At 60.5% G+C, this 22954-nt stretch carries 18 protein-coding genes; 10 read left to right on the top strand and 8 right to left on the bottom strand.

Features of this window, described 5'->3' with window-relative positions; translation table 11 throughout:
- Nucleotides 1–86 precede the first annotated feature (86 nt).
- Complete coding sequence (gene zigA / locus J3P96_RS27575) at nt 87–1295, top strand: zinc metallochaperone GTPase ZigA (RefSeq protein WP_434654447.1); 1209 nt, start codon at nt 87–89, stop codon at nt 1293–1295.
- Nucleotides 1295–1936, top strand: coding sequence for a DUF1826 domain-containing protein (locus J3P96_RS27570; RefSeq protein WP_434654445.1), 642 nt, complete (start codon nt 1295–1297; stop codon nt 1934–1936). Before zigA ends, J3P96_RS27570 begins: the two co-directional genes overlap by 1 nt.
- Here the strand turns inward: J3P96_RS27570 and J3P96_RS27565 are convergent.
- On the bottom strand, nt 1933–2286 hold the full coding sequence (locus J3P96_RS27565) for an NADH:ubiquinone oxidoreductase (protein WP_434654443.1): 354 nt from the start codon (nt 2284–2286) through the stop codon (nt 1933–1935). The genes J3P96_RS27570 and J3P96_RS27565 overlap by 4 nt on opposite strands.
- A gap of 27 nt (nt 2287–2313) precedes the next feature.
- Here J3P96_RS27565 and J3P96_RS27560 point away from each other — a divergent pair, with 27 nt between their 5' ends.
- Entirely contained in the window at nt 2314–3294 is a 981-nt protein-coding gene (locus J3P96_RS27560) for a CobW family GTP-binding protein (RefSeq protein ID WP_434654440.1), read from the top strand.
- Between the two features lie 12 nt (nt 3295–3306).
- On the opposite strand, the gene J3P96_RS27555 is transcribed toward J3P96_RS27560, so the two are convergent.
- Entirely contained in the window at nt 3307–3729 is a 423-nt protein-coding gene (locus J3P96_RS27555) for a DUF3301 domain-containing protein (RefSeq protein ID WP_434654437.1), read from the bottom strand.
- A 119-nt stretch (nt 3730–3848) separates the two neighbouring features.
- Between J3P96_RS27555 and pdxY the strand changes: the two genes are divergently transcribed.
- Nucleotides 3849–4721 carry a pyridoxal kinase PdxY gene (gene pdxY, locus J3P96_RS27550; protein ID WP_434570629.1) on the top strand — a complete coding sequence of 291 codons (873 nt, stop codon included), beginning with the start codon at nt 3849–3851 and terminating at the stop codon, nt 4719–4721.
- 251 nt (nt 4722–4972) lie between these two features.
- Here pdxY and J3P96_RS27545 read toward each other — a convergent pair whose 3' ends face one another.
- On the bottom strand, nt 4973–5458 hold the full coding sequence (locus tag J3P96_RS27545) for an acyl-CoA thioesterase (RefSeq protein WP_305497705.1): 486 nt from the start codon (nt 5456–5458) through the stop codon (nt 4973–4975).
- A gap of 268 nt (nt 5459–5726) precedes the next feature.
- On the opposite strand from J3P96_RS27545, the gene J3P96_RS27540 reads away from it, so the two are divergent.
- Nucleotides 5727–7490, top strand: coding sequence for a cation:proton antiporter (locus J3P96_RS27540; protein WP_434654436.1), 1764 nt, complete (start codon nt 5727–5729; stop codon nt 7488–7490).
- 21 nt (nt 7491–7511) lie between these two features.
- Here J3P96_RS27540 and J3P96_RS27535 read toward each other — a convergent pair whose 3' ends face one another.
- The 3 genes from J3P96_RS27535 to uvrD all read right to left on the bottom strand — a co-directional run bounded on the left by J3P96_RS27535 (nt 7512) and on the right by uvrD (nt 11399).
- Nucleotides 7512–7919 carry an SMI1/KNR4 family protein gene (locus J3P96_RS27535; protein WP_003187120.1) on the bottom strand — a complete coding sequence of 136 codons (408 nt, stop codon included), beginning with the start codon at nt 7917–7919 and terminating at the stop codon, nt 7512–7514.
- 138 nt (nt 7920–8057) lie between these two features.
- Nucleotides 8058–8933 (bottom strand): Tim44 domain-containing protein, encoded by an 876-nt coding sequence (locus J3P96_RS27530; RefSeq protein ID WP_434570624.1) that lies wholly within the window; start codon nt 8931–8933, stop codon nt 8058–8060.
- Nucleotides 8934–9218: 285 nt separating this feature from the next.
- Entirely contained in the window at nt 9219–11399 is a 2181-nt protein-coding gene (uvrD, locus tag J3P96_RS27525; RefSeq protein ID WP_434654433.1) for a DNA helicase II, read from the bottom strand.
- A 261-nt stretch (nt 11400–11660) separates the two neighbouring features.
- Between uvrD and J3P96_RS27520 the strand changes: the two genes are divergently transcribed.
- The 3 genes from J3P96_RS27520 to J3P96_RS27510 all read left to right on the top strand — a co-directional run bounded on the left by J3P96_RS27520 (nt 11661) and on the right by J3P96_RS27510 (nt 15934).
- Nucleotides 11661–14537 (top strand): EAL domain-containing protein, encoded by a 2877-nt coding sequence (locus J3P96_RS27520; RefSeq protein ID WP_434654430.1) that lies wholly within the window; start codon nt 11661–11663, stop codon nt 14535–14537.
- A 182-nt stretch (nt 14538–14719) separates the two neighbouring features.
- Nucleotides 14720–15586, top strand: coding sequence for a transcriptional regulator HexR (hexR, locus tag J3P96_RS27515; RefSeq protein ID WP_003187110.1), 867 nt, complete (start codon nt 14720–14722; stop codon nt 15584–15586).
- A 138-nt stretch (nt 15587–15724) separates the two neighbouring features.
- Complete coding sequence (locus tag J3P96_RS27510) at nt 15725–15934, top strand: PA3496 family putative envelope integrity protein (RefSeq protein WP_305497700.1); 210 nt, start codon at nt 15725–15727, stop codon at nt 15932–15934.
- Here the strand turns inward: J3P96_RS27510 and J3P96_RS27505 are convergent.
- Entirely contained in the window at nt 15876–16838 is a 963-nt protein-coding gene (locus J3P96_RS27505) for a LysR family transcriptional regulator (protein WP_336072855.1), read from the bottom strand. The genes J3P96_RS27510 and J3P96_RS27505 overlap by 59 nt on opposite strands.
- A 188-nt stretch (nt 16839–17026) precedes the next feature.
- On the opposite strand from J3P96_RS27505, the gene J3P96_RS27500 reads away from it, so the two are divergent.
- Both J3P96_RS27500 and oadA read left to right on the top strand, forming a co-directional pair.
- On the top strand, nt 17027–18442 hold the full coding sequence (locus J3P96_RS27500; protein ID WP_003206982.1) for an acetyl-CoA carboxylase biotin carboxylase subunit: 1416 nt from the start codon (nt 17027–17029) through the stop codon (nt 18440–18442).
- A gap of 12 nt (nt 18443–18454) precedes the next feature.
- Nucleotides 18455–20263 carry a sodium-extruding oxaloacetate decarboxylase subunit alpha gene (oadA, locus tag J3P96_RS27495; RefSeq protein ID WP_434570619.1) on the top strand — a complete coding sequence of 603 codons (1809 nt, stop codon included), beginning with the start codon at nt 18455–18457 and terminating at the stop codon, nt 20261–20263.
- Nucleotides 20264–20325: 62 nt separating this feature from the next.
- On the opposite strand, the gene J3P96_RS27490 is transcribed toward oadA, so the two are convergent.
- On the bottom strand, nt 20326–22527 hold the full coding sequence (locus J3P96_RS27490; protein ID WP_434654426.1) for an autotransporter domain-containing protein: 2202 nt from the start codon (nt 22525–22527) through the stop codon (nt 20326–20328).
- Between the last annotated feature and the right edge of the window lie 427 nt (nt 22528–22954).

Below are 22954 nucleotides of genomic sequence, written 5' to 3'. Positions count from 1 at the left end.
ACTATAACATTAAAATCTGCCCCCCTTTAGCCGAACCCAAACCTGATAGAGCCACAGAAGCGGCCGCCCCGATGAGGATAAACCTGATGCCCAACCGTCTCCCCGTTACTGTGCTGTCCGGATTTCTCGGGGCTGGTAAAAGCACCTTACTCAATCATGTGTTGCGTAATCGCGACAATTTGCGCGTTGCCGTCATCGTCAACGATATGAGCGAGATCAACATCGATGGCAGCGAAGTGCAGCGAGATGTCAGCCTCAATCGCGCCGAAGAACGGTTGGTCGAAATGAGTAACGGGTGTATCTGCTGCACGCTGCGCGAGGATCTTCTGGAGGAAGTGGGCAAGCTTGCCAGGGAAGGCCGCTTCGATTATCTGCTGATCGAATCCACGGGCATTTCGGAGCCGATGCCGGTCGCCGAAACCTTCACCTTTCGCGATGAAGAAGGGCGCAGCCTGGCGGACGTTGCGAGGCTCGACACGATGGTGACAGTGGTCGATGGCGTGAATTTCCTCAAGGATTACCAGGCCGCGGAAAACCTTTCCACCAGGGGCGAAACCCTCGGGGACGAAGATGAGCGCTCGATAACCGATTTGCTGATCGAGCAGATCGAGTTCGCCGACGTGATCCTGATCAGCAAGATTGATCTCATAAGCCGCTCCGAGCGGGAAGAGTTGAGCGCAATTCTGTCGCGCCTGAATGCCCAGGCGCAGGTTATTCCCATGGTCATGGGGCAGGTACCGTTGGGGCAGATCCTTGATACGGGCCGCTTCGATTTTGAACGCGCGGCGCAGGCGCCCGGTTGGCTGCGGGAGTTGCGCGGCGAGCATGTGCCCGAAACCTTGGAATACGGCATCGCATCGACTGCTTACCGCGCCCGTCGCCCGTTTCATCCCCAACGATTCTTCAACTTTATCGACCGCCCATGGACCAATGGCACGCTCCTGCGCTCCAAAGGTTTTTTCTGGCTCGCCAGCAAACATGAGGAAGCCGGCAGTTGGTCCCAGGCCGGCGGGTTGATGCGTCACGGGTTCGCCGGGCGCTGGTGGAGGTTCGTGCCGAAAAGCCATTGGCCGCAGGATGAGGAGAGCATCGCCGCGATCATGAAAAGCTGGCTGGAGGCCTCCGGTGATTGCCGCCAGGAGCTGGTATTCATTGGTCAGAATATAGACTTCGCGCTGCTCGCCACCGAACTGGACGCTTGCCTGCTAACCGACGCGGAAATGAGCCTGGGCATCGAGCGCTGGCGGCAGTTGCCAGACCCGTTCGGCCCCTGGCATGACGAGGTCGCGGCGTGATGCTGGCGCCTCGTCTGAAGCAGCTGCGGCAGGTCCAGGGAGACACGCCGCTCACCTTCGCGCAGATTCTGGATGACGACACCAACCTGGCTGTGTGGCAGCGTCACCTCCCGGCGCATATCGGCGATTTTGCGGCGATGCTGCTCTCGATGGGCCAACCCCTAGCCGAGTCGATGGTGCTTGAGCTACCGAGCGAGGATACGCAGCCGGCGTTGCATGGCCTTGCCACGGGTTTCGGCGATCTGCACGGATATGAAGGGTTCGTCGCGGATGTCGCCTGGCTGGTCAGTGCGTTTGCCTGCCTCCTCGGTGCCCGGCGCGTCGGTCTGCGCTTGCGAGCGTTGGATAACGCAATGTGCCCACGTTTTCACGTCGACCATGTGCCGGTGCGGCTGATCACCACCTATGCCGGCGTCGGCAGCCAATGGCTCATGGAAGGCGTCATGGACCGTCGACGATTGGCCCAGCCTGAAGCAGAGCCTGCCGACGCGAGTCTGATTCAGCAGATGCGCAGTGGTGATGTGGCGCTGCTCAAAGGTGAAAAGTGGCAGGGCAATGAAGGTCACGGACTGATCCATCGCTCACCGCAACTGGCGCCCGGCGAACGGCGTTTGATCCTTTCGTTGGATTGGCTGGCCTAAGGCTTGAGCCATTTTCCCTGGCTTTGGCTTTCGCAAAAGGGTCTCAGGTAAGCCGCATCGGTGGCTACGCCGTAATAGTGAATATCCTGGCGATAAGGCATATTGGCGACTTGGGCGTCGCTGCAAATGCCAAATGCCCCGCCAGGGCACTGATCGACATACTGCACAACGACCTTCTGCCCGGCCAGGCTGGGTTGGCAGAAGCCGTCGGCGAACAGTTTTTGCGGAATGTTGCGGTTTTGCTGGCAGATTCTGACATCGAGCCGTTCCGCCTGGCTGTGCACTACACACGCCTGGGCCAAGGCCTGGGTCGAGGTCAGCAGTAGTAACAGCCAACCGATCATTCGCATTTAAACCTCCGTCGAAAGCTATCGATCATGTTGCAGAACATACCCACCCATGTGATTGCCGGCCCTTTGGGAGCAGGCAAGACCAGCCTGATCAGGCAATTGCTGGCTCAGCGTCCGGCTGATGAGCGGTGGGCCGTGCTGATCAACGAGTTCGGCCAGATCGGCCTGGATGCCGCGCTGCTGACCCAGGCCGCCGATGGTATCGCATTGGGCGAAGTGGCCGGGGGCTGTTTGTGTTGCGTCAATGGAGCGCCGTTTCAGATCGGCCTTGGCCGTTTATTGCGCAAGGCGCGGCCGCACCGTCTGTTCATCGAACCCTCCGGGCTGGGTCATCCGGCGCAGCTCTTGCGACAGCTGAACGAAGCGCCCTGGCTTGGCGTGCTGACCATCCAGCCTTGTGTGCTGGTCCTGGATGCCCAGGCAATGGCGAACGGCAGGCCGTTGCCCGATGCGCAACGACAGGTCCTGGCTGACGCCGGGTTGCTGGTGCTGAACAAGTCCGAAGACCTTACCGACGCCGATCGCGTGGGCATTACTTCCCAATTGCCCGAGATTGCGCTGTATTGGACCCATCAGGCTGCGTTGCCGATTGATCGGCTGCCCGGCCTGGCGAATCGCGGCGACGGAGCTGTGGATAACTTGGCTGTCGATAACTTGAATGTGCCCAAGAGCCTGGGGCAGATGCCGGCCATCTGGAGTGACCCGACGTTGCCGATCTGCCTGCATCAGCAACAGGGCGAAAGCTGGAGCATCGGTTGGCGCTGGCATCCAGATCAACGATTCGACGTCGCGCGGCTGTCTCGATGGCTGCACGGCAAAGACTGGAAACGCGCGAAGATGGTTATCCACAGCGAGGGCGGTTGGGTTTCCGCCAATGCGTTGGACGCAGGGCCGCTGGAGTGGCAAGCGAGCGAATGGCGACAGGATTCGCGAATCGAACTGATCTTCGCCGAACCTCAAGACGTGGGAATCCTTCAAGCGAGCCTGGCGAGCTGCCGCCACCCTTGAGTCAGCCTCGTTTCAGGGCTTCCATTTATTGTGTTCCTGACGCCACTGGCTCAGCTCGATAACCTCGGCCCGCGGCCGGGTCTGGACCGGTTCGATGGGCGCCTGCGCGGTTTCTTCGAACGGCATCGGATAGGGTGCCAGTTCGATGTGTGCACTGTGGGCGCCGAATTGAGTGATGGTGCCGGTATGACGCGTCTCGCCCGTTACTGTGAATTCGAAGTTATAGACACGTGCCAGGCGCCGTCGCCCGCTGCCGTCTTTCATAAACCCGATCTTGCGCAGCGCTACGTTGCCATCCAGCAGCTCGATCTTGAGATTGGCGCAGTGTTGTATGACCCTCGCCAGAGCCCGTTCGCGCAAGCCATGGTTGTGCCACAGCCAGGCGCCACCGGTAGCCAGCAGCATCAGCACGAAAATGTTTCCAAGGGTCAGCATGAACGAAGTGCTCCAACAAGTTGCCGTCAGCTTAACTGCGTCGCCGGTCTGTCGTACAGGCTGCGTTTAGTCGCATACTGCGCCGCTTGAATTTCATTCGTTTTACGGAAGCTTCCTGCATGAAACGTACGCCTCATCTGCTTGCCATCCAGTCCCATGTGATATTTGGTCACGCCGGCAACAGTGCTGCCGTGTTTCCAATGCAGCGGGTCGGCGTCAATGTATGGCCGCTCAATACCGTGCAGTTTTCCAATCACACCCAATACGGGCAGTGGGCAGGAGAAGTGTTGGCGCCTGCTCAGATTCCACTTCTCGTTGAGGGGATCGCGGCCATTGGCGAGCTCGGCAATTGCGACGCAGTGCTGTCCGGTTATCTGGGTAGCGCGGCCCAGGGGCAGGCGATCCTGGCAGGCGTGGCGCGGATCAAGGCTTGCAACCCCAAAGCGCTGTATCTGTGTGACCCGGTCATGGGGCATCCGGAGAAGGGCTGCATCGTGGCGCCCGAGGTGAGCGAGTTTCTGCTGGAAGAGGCCGCTGCCGTGGCGGACATCATGTGTCCGAACCAGTTGGAACTGGACAGTTTTGCCGGGCGCAAGGCGCAATCATTGTTCGATTGCCTGGCCATGGCACGTGGGCTATTGGCTCGTGGACCGAAGGTGGTGCTGGTCAAACACCTGGCTTACCCCGGCAAGCCCGACGACAGCTTCGAGATGTTGCTGGTCACGGCTGACGGAGGCTGGCACTTGCGTCGTCCATTGCTGGCGTTTCCCCGTCAGCCGGTAGGGGTAGGCGACCTTACCTCGGGGTTGTTCCTGGCGCGGATACTGTTGGGCGACAGCCTGGTGGCAGCATTCGAATTCACCGCTTCGGCGGTACACGAAGTGCTGCTGGAAACCCAGGCGTGTGCCAGCTACGAGCTGCAACTGATCCGTGCCCAGGATCGTATTGCCCATCCACGCGTGCGCTTCGAGGCCACGCCGATCAGCCTTTGACGCATGCAAACTGAGGGGAGCGAGCCAGATTGGTGTCTGGTGCCCCTGTGGCGACGGAGCTTGCTCCCGCTCGGCCGGTCCGACGTCTCGGGCGCAGCAGTCGCGAAACCGGCTGATGCGGTCTGCCTGCAGGAATGCCAGGGCCTGCTACGCAGGCCAGCGGGAGCAAGCTCCCTCGCCACGGGATTTCGGTTGCCTGGGCTGATGCTATCGCGAGCAGGCTCGCTCCCACAGTTGGTTTTCGGTGGCCTTTACGGCCCGTCCGCCTTGATTTCCTGATAGCGCCGTTCCAGCTCCTGGCGGATCTGCCGACGCTGCTGGGCTTGTTCGTAGCGGCGCTTCTCCTCACTGTTCTGCGGGTGCAATGGCGGGACGGGCGCAGGTTTGCGTTGGTCATCCACGGCCACCATGGTGAAAAAGCAGCTGTTGGTATGGCGCACCGAGCGTTCACGAATGTTCTCGGTCACGACCTTGATGCCAACTTCCATCGACGTGTTGCCGGTGTAGTTCACCGACGCCAGGAACGTCACCAGCTCGCCGACGTGGATCGGCTCACGAAAGATGACCTGGTCGACCGAAAGCGTCACCACGTAGCGCCCGGCGTAACGGCTGGCGCAGGCATAGGCAACTTCATCGAGGTATTTGAGCAAGGTGCCGCCATGGACATTGCCAGAGAAGTTGGCCATATCGGGGGTCATCAACACCGTCATCGACAGCTGGGCGTTTCCGGGTTCCATAACGTTCTCACGGTTCAAGGCAGCAATTTCGGGGAGGCGCCTCTGCGGGCGTTGGGTTGTGGCCACTCGTTTTCCAGCCACCCATATCGGGACGCTGCGCCGTTGCTTGCCGTCACGCTTGGGTGGATCTGTTTCCATATATTGCACCGTCTTTTTGCAGGAAGTCGCGGTGTTAACCTGCAAAAGCCCGTCAACTTAGGCATTTCCTACAAAAGGACCGGAACCGCCCGACTCCGCGTCGAGGTAATTCACACAAGGAGCCCTCACTATGCATGCCATCAGCTTCATTCAGGACCTGGCGATCATCATGCTGGTGGCGGGGCTGGTAACGGTACTCTTTCATCGTTTCAAGCAGCCGGTAGTGCTGGGCTATATCGTCGCCGGCTTCATCATTGGCCCGCATACGCCACCGTTCGGTTTCATCCACGACGAAGAAACCATCAAGATCCTGGCCGAGCTCGGGGTGATCTTCCTCATGTTCTGCCTTGGGCTGGAATTCAGCCTGCGCAAACTGTTCAAGGTTGGCGCCACGGCGTTCATCGCAGCATTCCTCGAAATTGTCCTGATGATCTGGATCGGCTATGAAATCGGCCGCTGGTTCGACTGGAATACCATGGATTCGCTGTTTCTCGGCGCGATCCTGGCCATCTCCTCAACCACGATCATCGTCAAGGCGCTCAATGATCTGAAAATGAAAAACGAGCGCTTTGCGCAGCTGATTTTCGGGGTACTCATCGTCGAAGATATCCTCGGCATCGGCATCATCGCCTTGCTCTCGAGCATCGCCGTCAGCGGCACGGTGAGTTCCGGCGAGGTGTTCTCCACGGTCGGCAAGTTATCGTTGTTCATGATCGTGGCGTTGGTCATCGGTATCCTGTTGGTGCCCAGATTGCTGGCGTACGTGGCGAAATTCGACAGTAACGAGATGCTGCTGATCACGGTGTTGGGACTTTGCTTCGGCTTCTGCCTGCTGGTGGTGAAGCTTGAATACAGCATGGTGCTGGGGGCATTCCTGATCGGTGCGATCATGGCCGAGTCCCGGCAGTTGCTGAAAATCGAACGCTTGGTAGAGCCGGTGCGCGACTTGTTCAGCGCGATATTTTTCGTGGCGATCGGGCTCATGCTCGATCCGGCGATCTTGCTTCAATACGCCTGGCCGATTGCCGTGATCACCTGCGCAGTCGTGCTGGGCAAGATGCTCTCCTGTGGTCTTGGCGCCTTTATCGCTGGCAATGACGGACGCACCTCCCTGCGAGTCGGGATGGGACTTTCACAGATCGGCGAATTTTCGTTCATCATCGCTTCGCTGGGCATGACCTTGCAGGTCACTAGCGATTTTCTTTATCCGGTGGCGGTGGCTGTGTCGGTACTGACCACGCTGCTGACGCCTTACTTGATTCGGGCCGCGGATCCGCTGTCAGTCAGGCTGGCCTCGGCAATGCCGCAACGGCTGGCGCGCGTGCTGGGCATGTATGGCGAATGGTTGCGCAGTATTCAGCCACAGGGCGAGAGCGCCCTGGTGGCCGCCATGATCAGGCGAATCCTGCTGCAGGTCGGCATCAACCTGGCATTGGTCATCGCGATTTTTGTTTCGGGCGGCTATTTCGCCGAGCGGATGTCGGTTTACCTGCAAGCCTGGATCAGCGATCCGAGCTGGCAAAAAGCATTGATCTGGGGTGGGGCGCTGCTGTTGTCGCTACCGTTCCTGATCGCTGCGTACCGCAAGCTCAAGGCGCTTTCGATGCTGCTGGCGGAGTTGGGTGTCACGCCGGAGATGGCTGGCCGCCACACGCAGCGCGTGCGTCGGGTCATCGCCGAAGTGATCCCGATCCTGTCGCTGCTGGTGATTTTCCTGCTGCTGGCAGCCTTGTCGGCCAGTATCCTGCCGACCAACAAGTTGCTGGTATTGATTGCCGTGGTGGCGACTGCGGTGGCGGCGCTGCTCTGGCGCTGGTTCGTCCGCCTGCATACGCGGATGCAGGTGGCCTTGCTCGATACGCTGGACAATCACAAGGAGTCGTCCGGGCATTGACCGACGCCAGGCATGGGCGCGTCAGCTTTCCAGCCAGACATCCCGTGCCCAGTGCCAGACCGATTCCCAGGTTTCCTCGGCAATCAGCTCTTCCTCGGCCTGCCACAGCACCACCGTGCCGTCTTCTTCGACGCAATAATAATCGTCGCCGTCCTGGCAGATCGGGATCAGGCTGCGATCGACACCCGCATCCCAGGCATTGGCTGCCACGTCGGGCAAGTAGGTATGGGATTGCGGATCGGTAACGGTCACCGGCTCCAGGCTGCCATAGACGACGTCGCTGACAGTCAGCAAAAACTCCCTGAAGACGAACGGGATATCGATGAACAGTTGCTCCTCGATCTCTACCAGCAAGTCTTCGTCAGGCAACTCCAGTGGAACCGGTACAGGTTCGTTGGCTTCACGCAGTTGTTCGATGATTTCTTCCACGTCCGGGGATCCTCTTTCTCAATGGCGCGGTTTCATATGGGGCGGTTTATACAGTAGCTCGCTATAGATGCAACCGTGAAATAGAAAACCCCGGCCAAGGCCGGGGTTTTTATTTCAACATGCGAAACGCGCAAAGGTTCAACCGTTCTGGCGGATACCTGCAACCAGCCAAGGCTGGTTCTCGCCTTGGGCACGTTCCATGTTCCAGCTTTCGCTGAACGCTTCGCCCTGGTCGAAGCGAGAGTCCTTCGACACGCCGACAAAGGTCAGGGTGGCGATGGTCTTGTCTGCCCGATCGTCGACGCCGTCCAGCTGCACCTGCAGGTTGTCGATGTAGGTGGACTGGTAGCCGTCGCCCAGTTCGGCACGTTCACGCTTGAGGAACTCCAGCAATTGCGGGGTTACGAACTCGGCGATCTTGTCCATTTCGTTCGAGTCCCAATGCTGCTGCAAGGACATGAAGTGGCTGCGAGCGGCTTCGATGAAGCGCTGTTCGTTGAACCAGGCGGGTGCGTTGATCACCGGGCGGGCGGCCACTGGAGCGGCTGAGCCACCGAAGATCGAGCCGCTGGCAGGCTGCTGGTTGAACACTTCACGTTGCATTGGCGCGTGACCGGCCGGAGCGAGTTGCTCCTGCTGCTTGCGACGACGGGCGGCAATGAAGCGGAAGACTAGGAAGGCGATGACCGCCATGATCAGGATGTCGAAGATCTGCATGCCCTGGAAGCCGTCGCCCATGAACATGGAGGCGAGCAGGCCACCGGCGGCGATGCCGGCCAGTGGGCCGAGCCAGCGCGAAGCACCGCTGGCCTTGGTGGCAGCGCCAGCCGCACCGGCAGCGCCTGCGGTGGCAGCGGTTGAACCGGCGGCAGAGGACGGCGCCATCTGGCTGGTCTGGTGAGTCGGGGCGGCGCCCGAACTTTTACCACCGCCAAAACGCTTGGCGGCATTGGCGTCGATGGCCATCGTCAGGCCGATGCACAACGCCATGGCGATGCTAAGAAAACGTTTCATATTAAGGCATTCCCATTTGTGGATAGCACGCGCGCCATGTTGCACAGGTGAACTGTTGCTGGCTAGCGGCAGAGTGTTTCGGGCTTTTGCGTGACAGCTGAGGTTCAGCTTCAGATGCGCAAGAAGGCCTGTTCGCTTTGGGCTGTAGGAAAGGGGGACAAGTTCTATCGGAATGCTGAGTGGTTCCCTGTGGGAGGCGAGCCTGCTCGCGAAGGCGATGTATCAGTGACATCAATGTCAACTGATCCAACCCCTTCGCGAGCAGGCTCGCTCCCACAGGTTCTTTTAGATAGCTTCCAGCTTGGCATACCCCAGCATCAGCCATTTACTGCCTTCGCTGAAGTTCACCTGGACCCGGGCCTGGGCACCGGCGCCTTCGAAATTGAGGATCACGCCGTCGCCAAACACCGAATGCCGCACAGCCTGGCCGAGGCTGAAGCCGGTTTCTGGAATGTCGCTACCGCCAAACAGGCTGCTGGTGCCTTGCTGGTTGCCGCCAAACGGTCGGCTGACGCTGTTGGACAGGCGTACTTCCTGGATAAGACCTTTCGGCACTTCGCGTACGAAGCGTGACACTTTGTTGTAGGTCTCGCTGCCATACAGGCGACGGGTTTCAGCGTAGGTCAGCACCAGGTTCTGCATCGCGCGGGTGATGCCGACGTAGGCCAGGCGACGTTCCTCTTCGAGGCGTCCCGGCTCCTCCAGGCTCATCTTGTGGGGGAACAGGCCTTCCTCCATACCCACCAGAAACACATACGGAAACTCCAGACCCTTGGCGCTGTGCAGCGTCATCAGTTGAATGCTGTCTTCATGCTCGTCGGCCTGGGTATCGCCGGCTTCCAGGGAGGCATGACCGAGGAAAGCCGACAACGGGGACAGGTCTTGGTCTTCTTCGGTGTTTTCGAAGTTGCGCGCGGCGCTGACCAGTTCCTCGAGGTTTTCTACTCGCGCCTGGCCTTTCTCGCCTTTTTCCGCCTCGTGGTAGGCGATCAGGCCGGACTGCTCGATGACGGTCTGGGTCATCAGGTGCAGCGGCATCTCGGCGCATTTGGCGGCGAGGTCTTCGATGAGGTCGATGAACGCTTTCAGCGCACCGGCGGCGCGCCCGGTAACGCCTTTGTTGTCGACCAGCTGGCGCATGGCTTCCCACATTGACACGTGGCTATGGCGCGCATGGTCGCGAATCGCCTCGACGGTTTTCTCGCCGATGCCTCGGGTCGGCACGTTGATCACCCGCTCCAGGGCCGCGTCGTTGCCGCGTCCTTCGATCAGGCGAAGGTAGGCCATGGCGTTCTTGATTTCCGCGCGCTCGAAGAAGCGTTGGCCGCCATAGATTCGGTAAGGGATCCGTTCGCGCAGCAGCGCTTCTTCCAACACCCGCGATTGGGCGTTGGAGCGATAGAGAATGGCGATATCGCTGCGGGCCAGGCCGGTTTTCAACGCGCTCTCGATGGTCTCCACTACATAGCGGGCCTCATCGTGTTCATTGAAAGCGGCGTACAGATTGATCGCCTCGCCTTCGCCGCCGTCGGTCCACAATTCCTTGCCCAGGCGCCCGGTATTGTTTGCGATCAACGCGTTGGCGGCCTTGAGGATACCGGCGGTGGAGCGGTAGTTCTGCTCCAGGCGGATGACCTCGGCGTCGGGGAAATCCGCCGAGTACTGATGAATGTTTTCGATCTTGGCGCCGCGCCAGCCGTAGATCGACTGGTCGTCGTCACCTACCACCATCAGGCTGTCGCCACCCTTGGCCAGCAGGCGCAACCAGGCGTACTGAACAGCGTTGGTGTCCTGGAATTCGTCCACCAGCACATGCCGGAAGCGTTTCTGATAGTGCGCCAGCAGGCCTGGGTGGTCGCGCCACAGGTCCAGGGCTCGCAGCAGCAGCTCGGAAAAATCGATGACTCCGGCGCGTTGGCATGCCGCTTCATAGGCTTCGTAGATGCTGCGCATGGTCGCCAGGAACAGGTCACCACTGGCCTGGATGTGCTGCGGGCGCAAGCCTTCGTCTTTCTGGCCGTTGATGAACCATTGGGCCTGACGGGCGGGCCAGCGCTGTTCGTCCAGGCCCAGTTCACGGATGACCCGCTTGACCAGACGCTGCTGGTCATCGCTGTCGAGGATCTGGAAGGTCTGGCTCAGGCCGGCCTCCTGCCAATGGGCCCGCAACAGGCGGTGCGCCAGGCCGTGGAACGTGCCGACCCACATGCCGGCCGGGTTGAGGCCCATCAACTGCTCGATGCGATGGCGCATCTCGGCAGCGGCCTTGTTGGTGAAGGTCACCGACAGGATCGAATGGGGCGAGGCGTTCTCGACCTGGATTAACCAGGCGATACGGTGCACCAGCACTCGGGTCTTGCCGGAGCCGGCACCGGCCAGGACCAATTGACGACCGACGGAGGCAGCAACTGCCTGGCGTTGGGCGTCGTTCAGGGAATTCAGCAGAAGGGAGAGATCATCGCGCATCGAGGCATTCTAGGGTGCGGCGTCACCCCGGGCAAACCGAGCTTTGCATCAGCCGATAAAAAGCCTCCTGGGTGATGACCGGTTGGTCAGCGGCTACAAGCACGGGCGGGGCTCGCTTTCCAAGGTTATTACCCAATGGAATCGCGACTTTTTCGCTGTTTTTATGAGTAGGAGCAGTGTGGGATGGCCTTTGGCTTGTGTATGCTCGGTGCTCGTTTCGGGTGCAGCACGCGCCCCTGAATAAGAACAAGAACATCGCCTATGACCTCCAGTTCCGATCTGGCGGGGCCCTGCGTGGAGCCGCGCCTCATCTGCAAGCAGTACGCCACGGAAATGGCCGTCGAACGCACCAGGCTGTTATATCAGGGTTCGCTGCTGCCCACGCTGTTCATGCTGCTCAACGGGCTGGTGTGCGCGGCGCTCTTATGGACGCCGTCGCGCTACTTCCTGGTCAGCGTCTGGTTGGTCTGGTTGCTGTCGCTGGTGGCGTTGCGGGTGATTCAGGTGGCCGCGTTCGATTCGGCGATACCAAGCCGCCAGGCCCACCCGATCTGGTTGCGCATGTTCCTGCTGGGCTCGGCCATGACCGGCTTGACGTTGGCCGGTGCCGGTATCGCCCTGGTCCCGGCGGACAGCTTCCAGCAACAGGCCTGGGTATTCGGCCTGATCGGCGCGGCCACGCTGTCGGCGAGTGTCGCCTATGCCGTGAGCCTTGCGGCGTTCCTGTCCTTTACCTTGCCCTGCCTGTTGCCGGCCATCGGTTATCTTTTCTGGGGCGGCGACGAGCAGCAGCGTGGCTGGGGCTGGCTTGGGCTGGTGGTGCTGGTTTCGCTGAGTGTGGTGGCCTGGCAGGTCAATCGGCTGATACAGAACGGCATGCTGCGCCGGTTCCAGAACCAGGCACTGATCGAGCATCTGCAGCAAGCACAAGCCCGCGGCGCCCAGCTTAACGAGGCATTGGCCCGGGAGGTCGAACAACGGCGTTCTGCCGAAGCCCAGCTGCGTACGGCGCAAGTTGGCCTGGAGGCGCGGGTCGCACAGCGCAGCCTTGAACTGGAGGCGGCCAGCCAGGCGCTGAGTAAAAGCGAAGCACGCCTGGCACTGGCGCTCAAGGCCAGTGAGCTGGGGTTGTGGGACTGGAACCTGCAGACTGATGAAGTCCATCACACCCAACTCAAGGAGCTGTTTGGCCTGGAACCCGAGTACATAACGGCCATGCTCAGCCATCTCACCCCGCGCCTGCATCCGCAGGATTTACCCGCGCTGAAGCGTGCCTTGGTCGAGCACCTGAAAGGCCGCAGCGAGGATTACCAGATCGAATACCGCGTCCGTCATGGCGACGGCCATTGGGTCTGGATCGAAGACCGTGGCCGGGCGGTGGAACGCAGCGCCACTGGGCGGGTGCTGCGCATGGTCGGCACCCGGCGAGACATCAGCGCCAGCAAAGAGCTTGAACAACAGCGGCAACTGGCGGCCACGGTCTTTGAAGCGGCCAGCGAAGGCATTGTGATTTTCGACCCCAACTACGCGTTGCTGGCGGCCAACCAGGCGTTCGCGCGGGTTACCGGCTTCGATATCGCCGACATGCTGGGGCGCAGCGTGGTCGACCTGCCCTGCAGTCGCGATGCACGCCGGCACTATCCGATCATTCGCCAGGCCCTCAAGCAGCATGGCACCTGGCAAGGCGAGCTGGTGGAAGCGCGGGCCAACGGCGAACTCTACCCGCAGTGGTTGCAGTTGAATGTGGTGCGTGATCTGCGAGGAAAAGTCAGCCATGTAGTGGGCTTCTTCGCCGATCTCTCGGCCCGCCGCGAATCCGAGGAGCGGATGCGCTACCTCACTCATTACGACGAGCTGACCGGATTGGCCAACCGTTCGCTGTTCCGCGAACGCCTGCACGAGGCCCATCAACGGGTACGCCAGGGCGGGCGCCGCAGCCTGGCACTGCTGCACATCAACCTTGATCGCTTCAAGTTGCTCAACGACAGCCTCGGCCACGACATCGCCGACCAGTTGCTGCAGAAAATGGCTCGCCGCCTGATCAATGCGTTGCCGGAAGCCGACACCATTGGCAGGCTGTCCGGAGACGAGTTCGCCGTGTTGTTCGACGCCTATGGCAACCTTTCCAGCCTGGCGAGGGTAGCGACCCGGCTATCAGCCAAGCTGCGGCTGCCGCTGACGATCGAGGGACATGAGCTGGTGGTCAGCGCTTCGATCGGCATCAGCCTGTTGCCCGACAACGCTCGGGAAATCTCCACGTTGGTCAGCCAGGCGAACATGGCGATGCAACACGCCAAGCACCTGGGCGGCAATAGCTTCCAGTTTTATACCGACAGCCTTCAGGCCAGCACGCTGGAACGTCTGCAATTGGAGAACCAGTTGCGCAAGGCGCTTGAGGAACAGCAATTGAGCGTTTTCTACCAGCCCAAACTGTGCCTGGCGACCGGCCGCCTGAACGCAGCCGAGGCGCTGGTGCGCTGGGACCATCCGACCATGGGCCAGATTCCACCCGCTGACTTTATCGGCTTGGCCGAGGAGACCGGGCTGATCGGACCCATTGGCGAATTCGTGCTCCGCCAGGCCTGCTGGCAGGCGTGCGAATGGCAGCGCCAGGGGCTTGCGCCTATCAGGGTGTCAGTCAATCTCTCTGTGCATCAGTTGCGCCAGGGCAAACTGGTCAGTCTTGTACGCCAAGTGTTGGAGGAGACCGGCCTGGCCCCGCAATACCTGGAGCTGGAGCTGACCGAGAGCCAGTTGCTCGACAGCGTCGAACACATCATCGCTACGTTCCAGCAGCTGCGTGATCTTGGGGTCAAGCTGGCGATCGATGACTTTGGCACCGGCTATTCTTCGCTGAGCTATCTCAAGCGTATTCCGGTGGATTACGTGAAGATCGACCAGGCATTTGTTCGTGGCCTGGCGGAGGGCGGGGAGGACGCAGCCATCACCCGGGCAATCATCGCCATGGCTCATGGGCTGTCGCTCAAGGTAGTGGCCGAAGGTGTCGAGCGGCAGGAGCAGCTGGATTTCCTGAAAAACGAGCAATGCGACGAGGTTCAAGGCTATCTCATCAGCCGACCGGTGGGAGCCGAAGGCCTGGCCCGCCTGATGCTCGAGCAGAATAAGCCTGCTTTGTAGCAAAGGGCCCGAGGTCCTGCGATGGCTAGCCTTCGTAACGGCTACACGAAGCGTCCCCCGCCAAAACAAGGGGGAACAAGGCCAATTCAGTTACGTATTGGGCGGGCAGAAAGCCAATTCCTGTAGTATAACTACAAGCTTGCTACATCCCGGCACCCGCCCCATAACAAGAGTCCAGTCCTTTGAACCTGTTGCAACACATCGCCCAGTCGCGCCATCTGCTACGCAAGTCGGAACTGAAGGTCGCCGATCATGTACTGCTTGATCCTGCGGCTGTGATGCACAGTTCCATGGCCGACCTGGCCCATAGCGTCGGCATCAGCGAGCCGACCATCGTGCGCTTTTGCCGCGCGATTGGTTGTTCGGGTTTCCAGGACCTGAAACTCAAATTGGCGCAAAGCCTGGCGGCGGGTGCGAGTTTTGGCCAATTCGCGATTCATGAAGACGATTCGGTCGCCGATTACAGCTTGAAAATCTTCGACACGACCCTGCACACCCTGATGGAAGTTCGCGAGAAGCTCGATCCGGTGGCGTTGCAGAAAGCGGTTACGGCCATGTCCCAGGCCCAACGTGTCGAGTTCTATGGTTTTGGTGCTTCTGGCGCGGTCGCCGCCGATGCCCAGCACAAGTTCTTCCGTCTGTTGCTCACGGCGGCGGCCTATTCTGATCCACATATGCAGGCAATGTCGGCGGTGACGTTGAAGCCTACCGACGTGGCGATCTGTATTTCCCAGTCGGGTCGCTCCAAGGACTTGTTGATCACTGCGAACCTGGTACGTGAAAGCGGTGCCTCGCTGATCACCTTGTGCCCGAGCCAGACGCCATTGGCTGAATTGTCGACGGTGAACCTGGCGATCGACGTGCATGAAGACACGGAAATCTACACGCCATTGACCTCGCGCATCGCGCATCTGGTGGTCATTGATGTGTTGGCCATGGGCGTTGCCATGGCGCGCGGCCCGAGCCTGGTCAATCACCTCAAGAGTGTGAAGCGCAGCCTTCGCAGCTTGCGGTTGTCGCCCAAGTCGGTGAAGGCGCTGGATGACTGAGCGCTGTTCCTGGGGTTGAGGGGTTTCTGTGGCAGGGGAGCACCCCTGCGAATTCATCGTTCTGTAACGCTCGCGCCGCCAAATCGTCATCCCGCGCCGTCATCTTGAAACTCCCGTATACGTCTTGGGAGTCTCGACATGACCCAGTCCTACGAAGACCGCAGCGCCGCCAAAACCCGTCGCCAACAGGAAGACCAGCGCCGCATGGCGTTCCGCCGTGCAATCGAAGATCGCTATGAGCAACGGCAGCTTCTGGCAGAAATCAGCGAATTTCCTGACGCCGTAGAGTTCAATTACTGGCAGGCAGCGCCGGCGGCTTCCCGTCGAAACGCTCAACCAGGCCGATAATCTGGGCGCGCTCGCCGCGCACGAATGCCAGGAAGGCATGAGCCACCGGTGACAGACGCTTTGCCCTGGCCTGCACCAGGCACCAGCTGCGGTACAGCGGCAACTCCTCAACCGGCAACTCGATGAGTGCGCCGGAGCTTAGCTCGCGGCTTACGGCGTGGCGCGTCAACAGTGCCACGCCCAGCCCGGCCACCACGCACTCGCGCTGGGCCTCCGCCGACGCCACTTCCAGCGTCTGGGTGAAATGCACCCGCTTCTCCTTGAAATACTCCTCGCACGCCAGCCGCGTGCCCGAACCGGGCTCGCGCAACAGCAGCGTATAAGGTTCCAGGTCCTGCAGGCGCAGCGGGCCGATGTGGCAAAGCGGATGGTCGGGTGGCGCCACGGCAACGATCGGGTTGTTGAGAAATGGCAGGAATTCCAGGCCCATGTCCTGGGGCACCATCGACATGATCACCAGATCGTCACGGTTGTCCGAGAGGCGCCGGATCACCTGGCCGCGATTGACCACGGTGAGGTTCAGATTGACCTCGGGATGTTGGCGCTTGAACGCGGCGAACAGATGCGGGACGAAATATTTGGCACTGGACTCTACCGCCAGCTTCAATTGCCCCTGCAGCGAACCCTGCATGTCCGAAAGCTGCATGTCGAGGTTCTCCAGCCGCCCGAAGATATCCCGACTGGCGCGTTGCAGGGCTTCGGCCGCTTCGGTCATGTAGAGTTTTTTTCCGACGTACTCAAACAGCGGCTGGCCAATCAGCTCTTCAAGGGATCGAATCTGTAGGCTAACGGCCGGTTGTGTGAGAGACATTTCATCAGCCGCGCGGCTGTATGACCTTAGGTCGCACACCTCATTGAAAATCTGCAACTGACGCAACGTCATACGCATCAATGACTTACGCATATATCTGGCTCTCGGGGCGGGGGCGGGCAGGACGACTATAAGTCTTTGCTTATGCACGACCCAACAAATATTCATTTTTGTTAATCAACGACCGGGACTAGTGTGGAGCGGCGACCAATTGTTACATCTGGTCACGCATCGGCCTGGACCTCAGGCCGTGGGTATCACCGGCTCAAGGGAACCTCCAATTGATAACAAAGATCCTGATCGCCAACCGCGGTGAGATTGCCGTCCGAATCGTGCGCGCCTGCGCCGAAATGGGCATTCGCTCGGTCGCGGTCTATTCCGACGCCGACCGCCATGCCTTGCATGTCAAGCGTGCGGACGAGGCCCACAGCATCGGCGCCGATCCGCTGGCCGGCTACCTCAATCCGCGCAAACTGGTGAACCTGGCGGTGGAAACCGGCTGCGACGCGTTGCACCCCGGCTACGGCTTCCTCTCGGAAAACGCCGAACTGGCGGACATCTGCGCCGAGCGCGGGATCAAATTCATTGGCCCGTCGGCGGAAGTCATTCGCCGCATGGGCGACAAGACCGAAGCGCGCCGCAGCATGATCAAGGCCGGTGTGCCAGTGACCCCGGGTACCGAAGGCAACGTGTCGGGTATCGAAGAGGCCCTGACCGAAGGTGATCGGATCGGTTACCCGGTGATGCTCAAGGCTACGTCCGGCGGTGGTGGCCGTGGTATCCGTCGCTGCAACAGTCGCGAAGAGCTCGAGCAGGCCTTCCCGCGAGTCATCTCCGAAGCCACCAAGGCGTTCGGTTCGGCGGAAGTGTTCCTGGAAAAATGCATCGTCAATCCCAAGCACATTGAAGCGCAGATCCTCGGTGACAGTTTCGGCAACGTGGTGCATCTGTTCGAACGTGACTGCTCGATCCAGCGCCGTAACCAGAAGCTGATCGAAATCGCCCCGAGTCCGCAACTGACGCCTGAACAGCGCGCCTACATCGGCGACCTCTCGGTGCGCGCCGCCAAGGCCGTGGGCTACGAAAATGCCGGCACCGTGGAGTTCCTGCTCGCCGAGGGCGAGGTGTACTTCATGGAGATGAACACCCGGGTGCAGGTGGAACACACCATCACCGAAGAAATCACCGGTATCGACATCGTTCGCGAGCAGATCCGCATCGCCTCCGGGCTGCCATTGTCGGTCAAGCAGGAAGACATCCAGCACCGGGGCTTTGCGTTGCAGTTCCGCATCAACGCCGAAGACCCGAAAAACAACTTCCTGCCCAGCTTCGGCAAGATCACCCGCTATTACGCACCGGGTGGCCCGGGGGTGCGCACCGACACAGCAATCTATACCGGCTACACCATTCCGCCGTTCTACGATTCGATGTGCCTGAAACTGGTGGTCTGGGCGCTGACCTGGGAAGAAGCGATGGACCGTGGCCTGCGAGCCCTGGATGACATGCGCCTGCAGGGGGTCAAGACCACCGCCGCGTATTACCAGGAGATCCTGCGCAATCCGGAATTCCGAAGCGGCCAGTTCAACACCAGCTTTGTTGAAAGCCATCCCGAACTGACCAATTACTCGATCAAGCGCAAACCCGAAGAGCTGGCCCTGGCCATCGCCGCCGCCATCGCCGCCCACGCAGGCCTGTAAGGAATCATGACAATGTCCAAGAAGATCCACGTTACCGACACAATCCTGCGCGACGCCCACCAATCGCTGCTCGCCACCCGCATGCGTACCGAAGACATGCTGCCGATCTGCGACAAGCTCGACAAAGTCGGCTACTGGTCGCTGGAAGTCTGGGGCGGCGCCACCTTCGACGCCTGCGTGCGCTTCCTGAAAGAAGATCCGTGGGAGCGTCTGCGCCAACTGCGCGCAGCGCTGCCCAACACGCGCTTGCAGATGCTGCTGCGCGGCCAGAACCTGCTCGGCTATCGCCATTACAGCGATGATGTGGTCAAGGCGTTCGTCGCCAAGGCCGCGGTCAATGGTATCGACGTGTTCCGTATCTTCGATGCGATGAACGACGTGCGTAACCTGCGCGTCGCCATCGAAGCGGTGAAGGCTGCCGGCAAGCATGCCCAAGGCACCATCGCCTACACCACCAGCCCGGTGCACACCATCGAAGCCTTCGTGGCCCAGGCCAAGCAGATGGAGGCCATGGGGTGCGACTCGGTGGCGATCAAGGACATGGCCGGCCTGCTGACTCCCTATGCCACTGGCGAACTGGTCAAGGCGCTGAAGGCCGAGCAATCGTTGCCGGTATTCATCCACTCCCATGACACCGCCGGCCTCGCCGCGATGTGCCAGCTCAAGGCTGTCGAGAACGGCGCCGACCACATCGATACGGCGATTTCCAGCTTCGCCTGGGGCACCAGCCATCCGGGTACCGAATCGATGGTAGCCGCCCTCAAGGGCAGCGAGTTCGACACCGGCCTGGACCTGGAACTGCTGCAGGAAATCGGTCTGTATTTCTACGCCGTGCGCAAGAAGTACCACCAGTTCGAAAGCGAATTCACCGCGGTGGATACCCGAGTCCAGGTCAACCAGGTACCAGGCGGAATGATTTCCAACCTGGCCAACCAGTTGAAAGAGCAGGGCGCACTGAACCGCATGAACGAAGTACTGGCGGAAATCCCGCGGGTGCGCGAAGACCTCGGCTTCCCGCCGCTGGTAACCCCGACCTCGCAGATCGTCGGCACCCAGGCATTCTTCAACGTGTTGGCCGGTGAGCGCTACAAGACCATCACCAACGAGGTGAAGCTCTATCTGCAGGGCGGCTACGGCAAGGCGCCAGGTGCGGTGAACGAGAAGCTGCGCCGCCAGGCCATCGGCAGTGAAGACGTGATCGACGTCCGTCCCGCCGACCTGCTCAAGCCGGAGATGACCCGGCTGCGTGGCGAAATCGGCGCCTTGGCCAAATCCGAGGAAGACGTGCTGACCTATGCGATGTTCCCGGACATCGGTCGCAAGTTTCTCGAGGAACGCGAAGCCGGCACCTTGACCCCGGAAGTGCTGTTGCCTATCCCCGAAGCGGGCAGTGTGAGCTCTGCGGGCGGCGAGGGTGTGCCGACCGAGTTCGTCATTGATGTCCACGGCGAAACCTACCGCGTCGACATTACCGGCGTGGGCGTCAAGGCCGAGGGCAAGCGTCATTTCTATCTGTCCATCGACGGCATGCCGGAAGAGGTCGTGTTCGAACCGCTCAACGAATTTGTCGGCGGCGGCAGCAGCAAGCGCAAGCAAGCCACTGCGCCAGGCCACGTCAGCACCACCATGCCGGGCAACATCGTCGATGTGCTGGTCAAGGAGGGCGATGTGGTGAAAGCCGGCCAAGCCGTGTTGATTACCGAAGCCATGAAAATGGAGACCGAAGTCCAGGCGGCCATCCCGGGCAAGGTCACGGCCATTCATGTCGCCAAGGGCGACCGGGTCAATCCGGGCGAGATCCTGGTCGAAATCGAAGGCTGATCCAAACAGCCTCGATGCAACGTTTTACCTCGGGGGAGCAGGTGCTCCCCTTTTTTTGCCCGTCAGAACGTCATCCGCCACTGTCCCGCCAGCGCACCGTTGCGGTTGTCCTGCCCTGTTTCGCCGCTGTAGCTCAACCCCAGCGTATGACGTGGCGAAATCGCCAGGTCCAGCCCTGCCTGCAGAAGCAGGCTGTCGCGGTCCAGTTCGCCACCTTTGATGTGATAAGTGCTGCTTCCCCTGACCAGGCGCTGATGGGAGCTACCCTGGACGTCCCCATACAAGTGCTTCCAGCCGATGTCCAGACGCGGCGTCACGCGCATGCCGCGATCAAGCAGGAGGGGACGGGCGAGGCGCAGGCCCAGGTCGCTGCTGAAGTGTTCCTGGGCCTGGCCGTTGTACTGCAATGCCGCATCGCCGCCTTTCTCCGTGAAGGCGTCACGTTGATAACGTTGGTAACCCAGTTGGGCATAGGGCTCGAGTTCGAAACGACCGATATCCAGCTGGTAGCCAAGTTGCCCGAAGACCTGCTGTGTCGTCGCATCGTAGCGACCTTTCAGACGATCCCTGAACCCATTGAAGGCAACGTGGCGCTTGGTACTGCCGTCATGATTGCCATGGACAACGCCCAGGCGCAGCGCCAGCGGCCCGTCCTGGCGCAAGGCATACGCGCCCACTAGCCAACTGTCGAGAGCTCCGTCGAACTGATCGCCGTCGAGCCGCGTCCGGGTTGTGCTGCCGATAAGGCCCAGCCGCCAATCGGAGCTGACAGCCCAGTCGGTTCCCAGCATCAAACCTTGTGTCGAATGCTTCATGGCAACGCCGCCCGCTTGCTTGGCGAGGCTGCCACTGTTGCCGATGGCCTGGACCCAGACCTGGCCGTTGCCGTGCCCACTCGCCGGGTTTCGCCGGCCCATGGCCCAGAGCATGCCGCTGCTGACTGGCGCGACGCTGCTAAGGGTGGCGTTGCCAAGGTTTGCCGTGTCATGACCGCTCAGTTGGTCGATGGCGTCGGCGGCCGTGGCCATGTTGGTGCCAAGCAGGGCGTTGATGGCAGTGTTGGGTTTGGGGGCAGGTTTGACCAGTTCTGGCTTGGCTGCGGGCTTGGCCTCGGCGCTTACAACCGCGGGTGGTGCGGCGGGCTCTGACGTTGGATGACTGGGTTGCGGCTCGACGGCAGGCGAGTGCGCAACCGGTGCCGCGATGCCGGGTTCGGGCTGCGCAGGGCTGACCGGCTGCTGTTGAATGGCGTCCACGAATTCGAGCGCGTTGGCGGAGGAAGCTGCCTCTCCCAGTGGGACACCGTTGCGCTTGAAGGTAAGCCCTACCTGGTTTTCCAGCGTGTAGTCAGGTGTAGCCGTCAAAAAGGCGAGTTCATCGACGACCTTGCCGAATGTCCCTTCAATCTTCTGCGCCTCGATCACGATGCGTCTGTTTGTGTCGACGAACTCACCCGGTACGGAGGGGATCTTCAGAGTCGCATTGCCCAACGTAGCGGTGCCGCCAACCTTGATTGTGCTGCTGCCTTTCTCGGCGTCGATTGCGTAAACCAGCGTCGCGCTCTTGGAAAGCTTCAGGTCATTCGTCACCGAAGGGGCGCCCGCTGCGGGGCCGACTTCCAGGGTGCCCGCCACGTCCAGCGCATCGACCGTCCCGCTGCCGCTGAAGCGGGCCTTTTTTCCCACGAAGACAGGCCCGGTGACCGTGCCTTGGTTGGTGAGTTCGCCAAGAACGTGCACCGCGCCGTTGATGTGGCCGCTGTTCAGCAGTTTGGCCTTCGAGTCGACCAGGCTGTTTGCGTCGATACGACCGCCGTTCGACCACTCGCCTTGCTTCAAATACAGGTCCTGGAAACTGCGTATCTCGCCTAGTTCGCTTCCCTGGGTATCCAGCTGCAAGACGTTGGCTCCGCCGCCGCCGTCGGTGAGCCCGAAGAGTCTGCCTTGCTTGCTGACCATCACCAGATCGTTGCTGTCGTCCTTCAATAAGGCGTCTTCGCGAACGGTCGTCACGTTGTCGCGTTTCGTATCCGCTGTTGGTGCCATGAACGCCTTGAGACGAGCCTGCATCTCGGTTGTTGTTTCTAAGGGGCGGGTTTCCCCGGCAACTGACTGAGCTATCGAAGACTCGACACAACCCAGTGCCAAGGCAATCGCCAGTGCGAGATGTTGGGGCAGGAATAGATGTTTGGTAGGCATCGAATGCGATCTCTCATGAATGAGGTCGCACTTTAGAAATTCCCTCTGGATGGCGATGCCAGCCATGTTCTCGCCGCAGACAGGATTTGGCGGATGGAATCTGTAGGCTGTTCGTGCTGCGATCAGCGCGTCGTCCGGTTGGATTTCAGGATTCGCAGCTTTGCCCTACAGCGCTTATGGGCCTTCGGTAAGCTCGCGTTCCCCTGTGGGAGCGAGCCTGCTCGCGATGGCGCAGGGTCAGTCAGTGAAGATGTTGAATGTGCGGGCCCCTTCGCGAGCAGGCTCGCTCCCACAGGGATTCTATGTATGCCGTAAATCTGAGCCTGCCGAAGAACCAAGGTGGGAGCGAGCTTGCTCGCGATAGCGGTGGGTCAGTTACGCAGTGCTGGCATGCGCCCCGCTGTTGCTGTTGCTGTTGCTGTTGCTGTTGCTGTTGCTGTTGCTGTTGCTGTTGCTGTTGCTGTTGCTGTTGCTCTTGCTCTTGCTCTGCTTT

The sequence above is a fragment of the Pseudomonas sp. R3-56 genome (assembly GCF_051132075.1).
In the GTDB taxonomy this organism is placed as follows: domain Bacteria; phylum Pseudomonadota; class Gammaproteobacteria; order Pseudomonadales; family Pseudomonadaceae; genus Aquipseudomonas.
The sequence above is the reverse complement of the archived record's forward strand: the minus strand, read 5'-3'. Positions and strand labels throughout refer to the sequence as shown.

Coding starts and splice junctions, on each gene's coding strand:
- oadA (WP_434570619.1), top strand. CDS start 18,455: ATGTCCAAGAAGATCCACGTTACCGACACAATCCTGCGCGACGCCCAC.
- J3P96_RS27560 (WP_434654440.1), top strand. CDS start 2,314: ATGTTGCAGAACATACCCACCCATGTGATTGCCGGCCCTTTGGGAGCA.
- J3P96_RS27510 (WP_305497700.1), top strand. CDS start 15,725: ATGACCCAGTCCTACGAAGACCGCAGCGCCGCCAAAACCCGTCGCCAA.
- J3P96_RS27555 (WP_434654437.1), bottom strand. CDS start 3,729: ATGCTGACCCTTGGAAACATTTTCGTGCTGATGCTGCTGGCTACCGGT.
- zigA (WP_434654447.1), top strand. CDS start 87: ATGCCCAACCGTCTCCCCGTTACTGTGCTGTCCGGATTTCTCGGGGCT.
- J3P96_RS27505 (WP_336072855.1), bottom strand. CDS start 16,838: ATGCGTAAGTCATTGATGCGTATGACGTTGCGTCAGTTGCAGATTTTC.
- pdxY (WP_434570629.1), top strand. CDS start 3,849: ATGAAACGTACGCCTCATCTGCTTGCCATCCAGTCCCATGTGATATTT.
- J3P96_RS27490 (WP_434654426.1), bottom strand. CDS start 22,527: ATGGCTGGCATCGCCATCCAGAGGGAATTTCTAAAGTGCGACCTCATT.
- J3P96_RS27545 (WP_305497705.1), bottom strand. CDS start 5,458: ATGGAACCCGGAAACGCCCAGCTGTCGATGACGGTGTTGATGACCCCC.
- J3P96_RS27565 (WP_434654443.1), bottom strand. CDS start 2,286: ATGCGAATGATCGGTTGGCTGTTACTACTGCTGACCTCGACCCAGGCC.
- J3P96_RS27520 (WP_434654430.1), top strand. CDS start 11,661: ATGACCTCCAGTTCCGATCTGGCGGGGCCCTGCGTGGAGCCGCGCCTC.
- J3P96_RS27570 (WP_434654445.1), top strand. CDS start 1,295: ATGCTGGCGCCTCGTCTGAAGCAGCTGCGGCAGGTCCAGGGAGACACG.
- uvrD (WP_434654433.1), bottom strand. CDS start 11,399: ATGCGCGATGATCTCTCCCTTCTGCTGAATTCCCTGAACGACGCCCAA.
- J3P96_RS27530 (WP_434570624.1), bottom strand. CDS start 8,933: ATGAAACGTTTTCTTAGCATCGCCATGGCGTTGTGCATCGGCCTGACG.
- J3P96_RS27540 (WP_434654436.1), top strand. CDS start 5,727: ATGCATGCCATCAGCTTCATTCAGGACCTGGCGATCATCATGCTGGTG.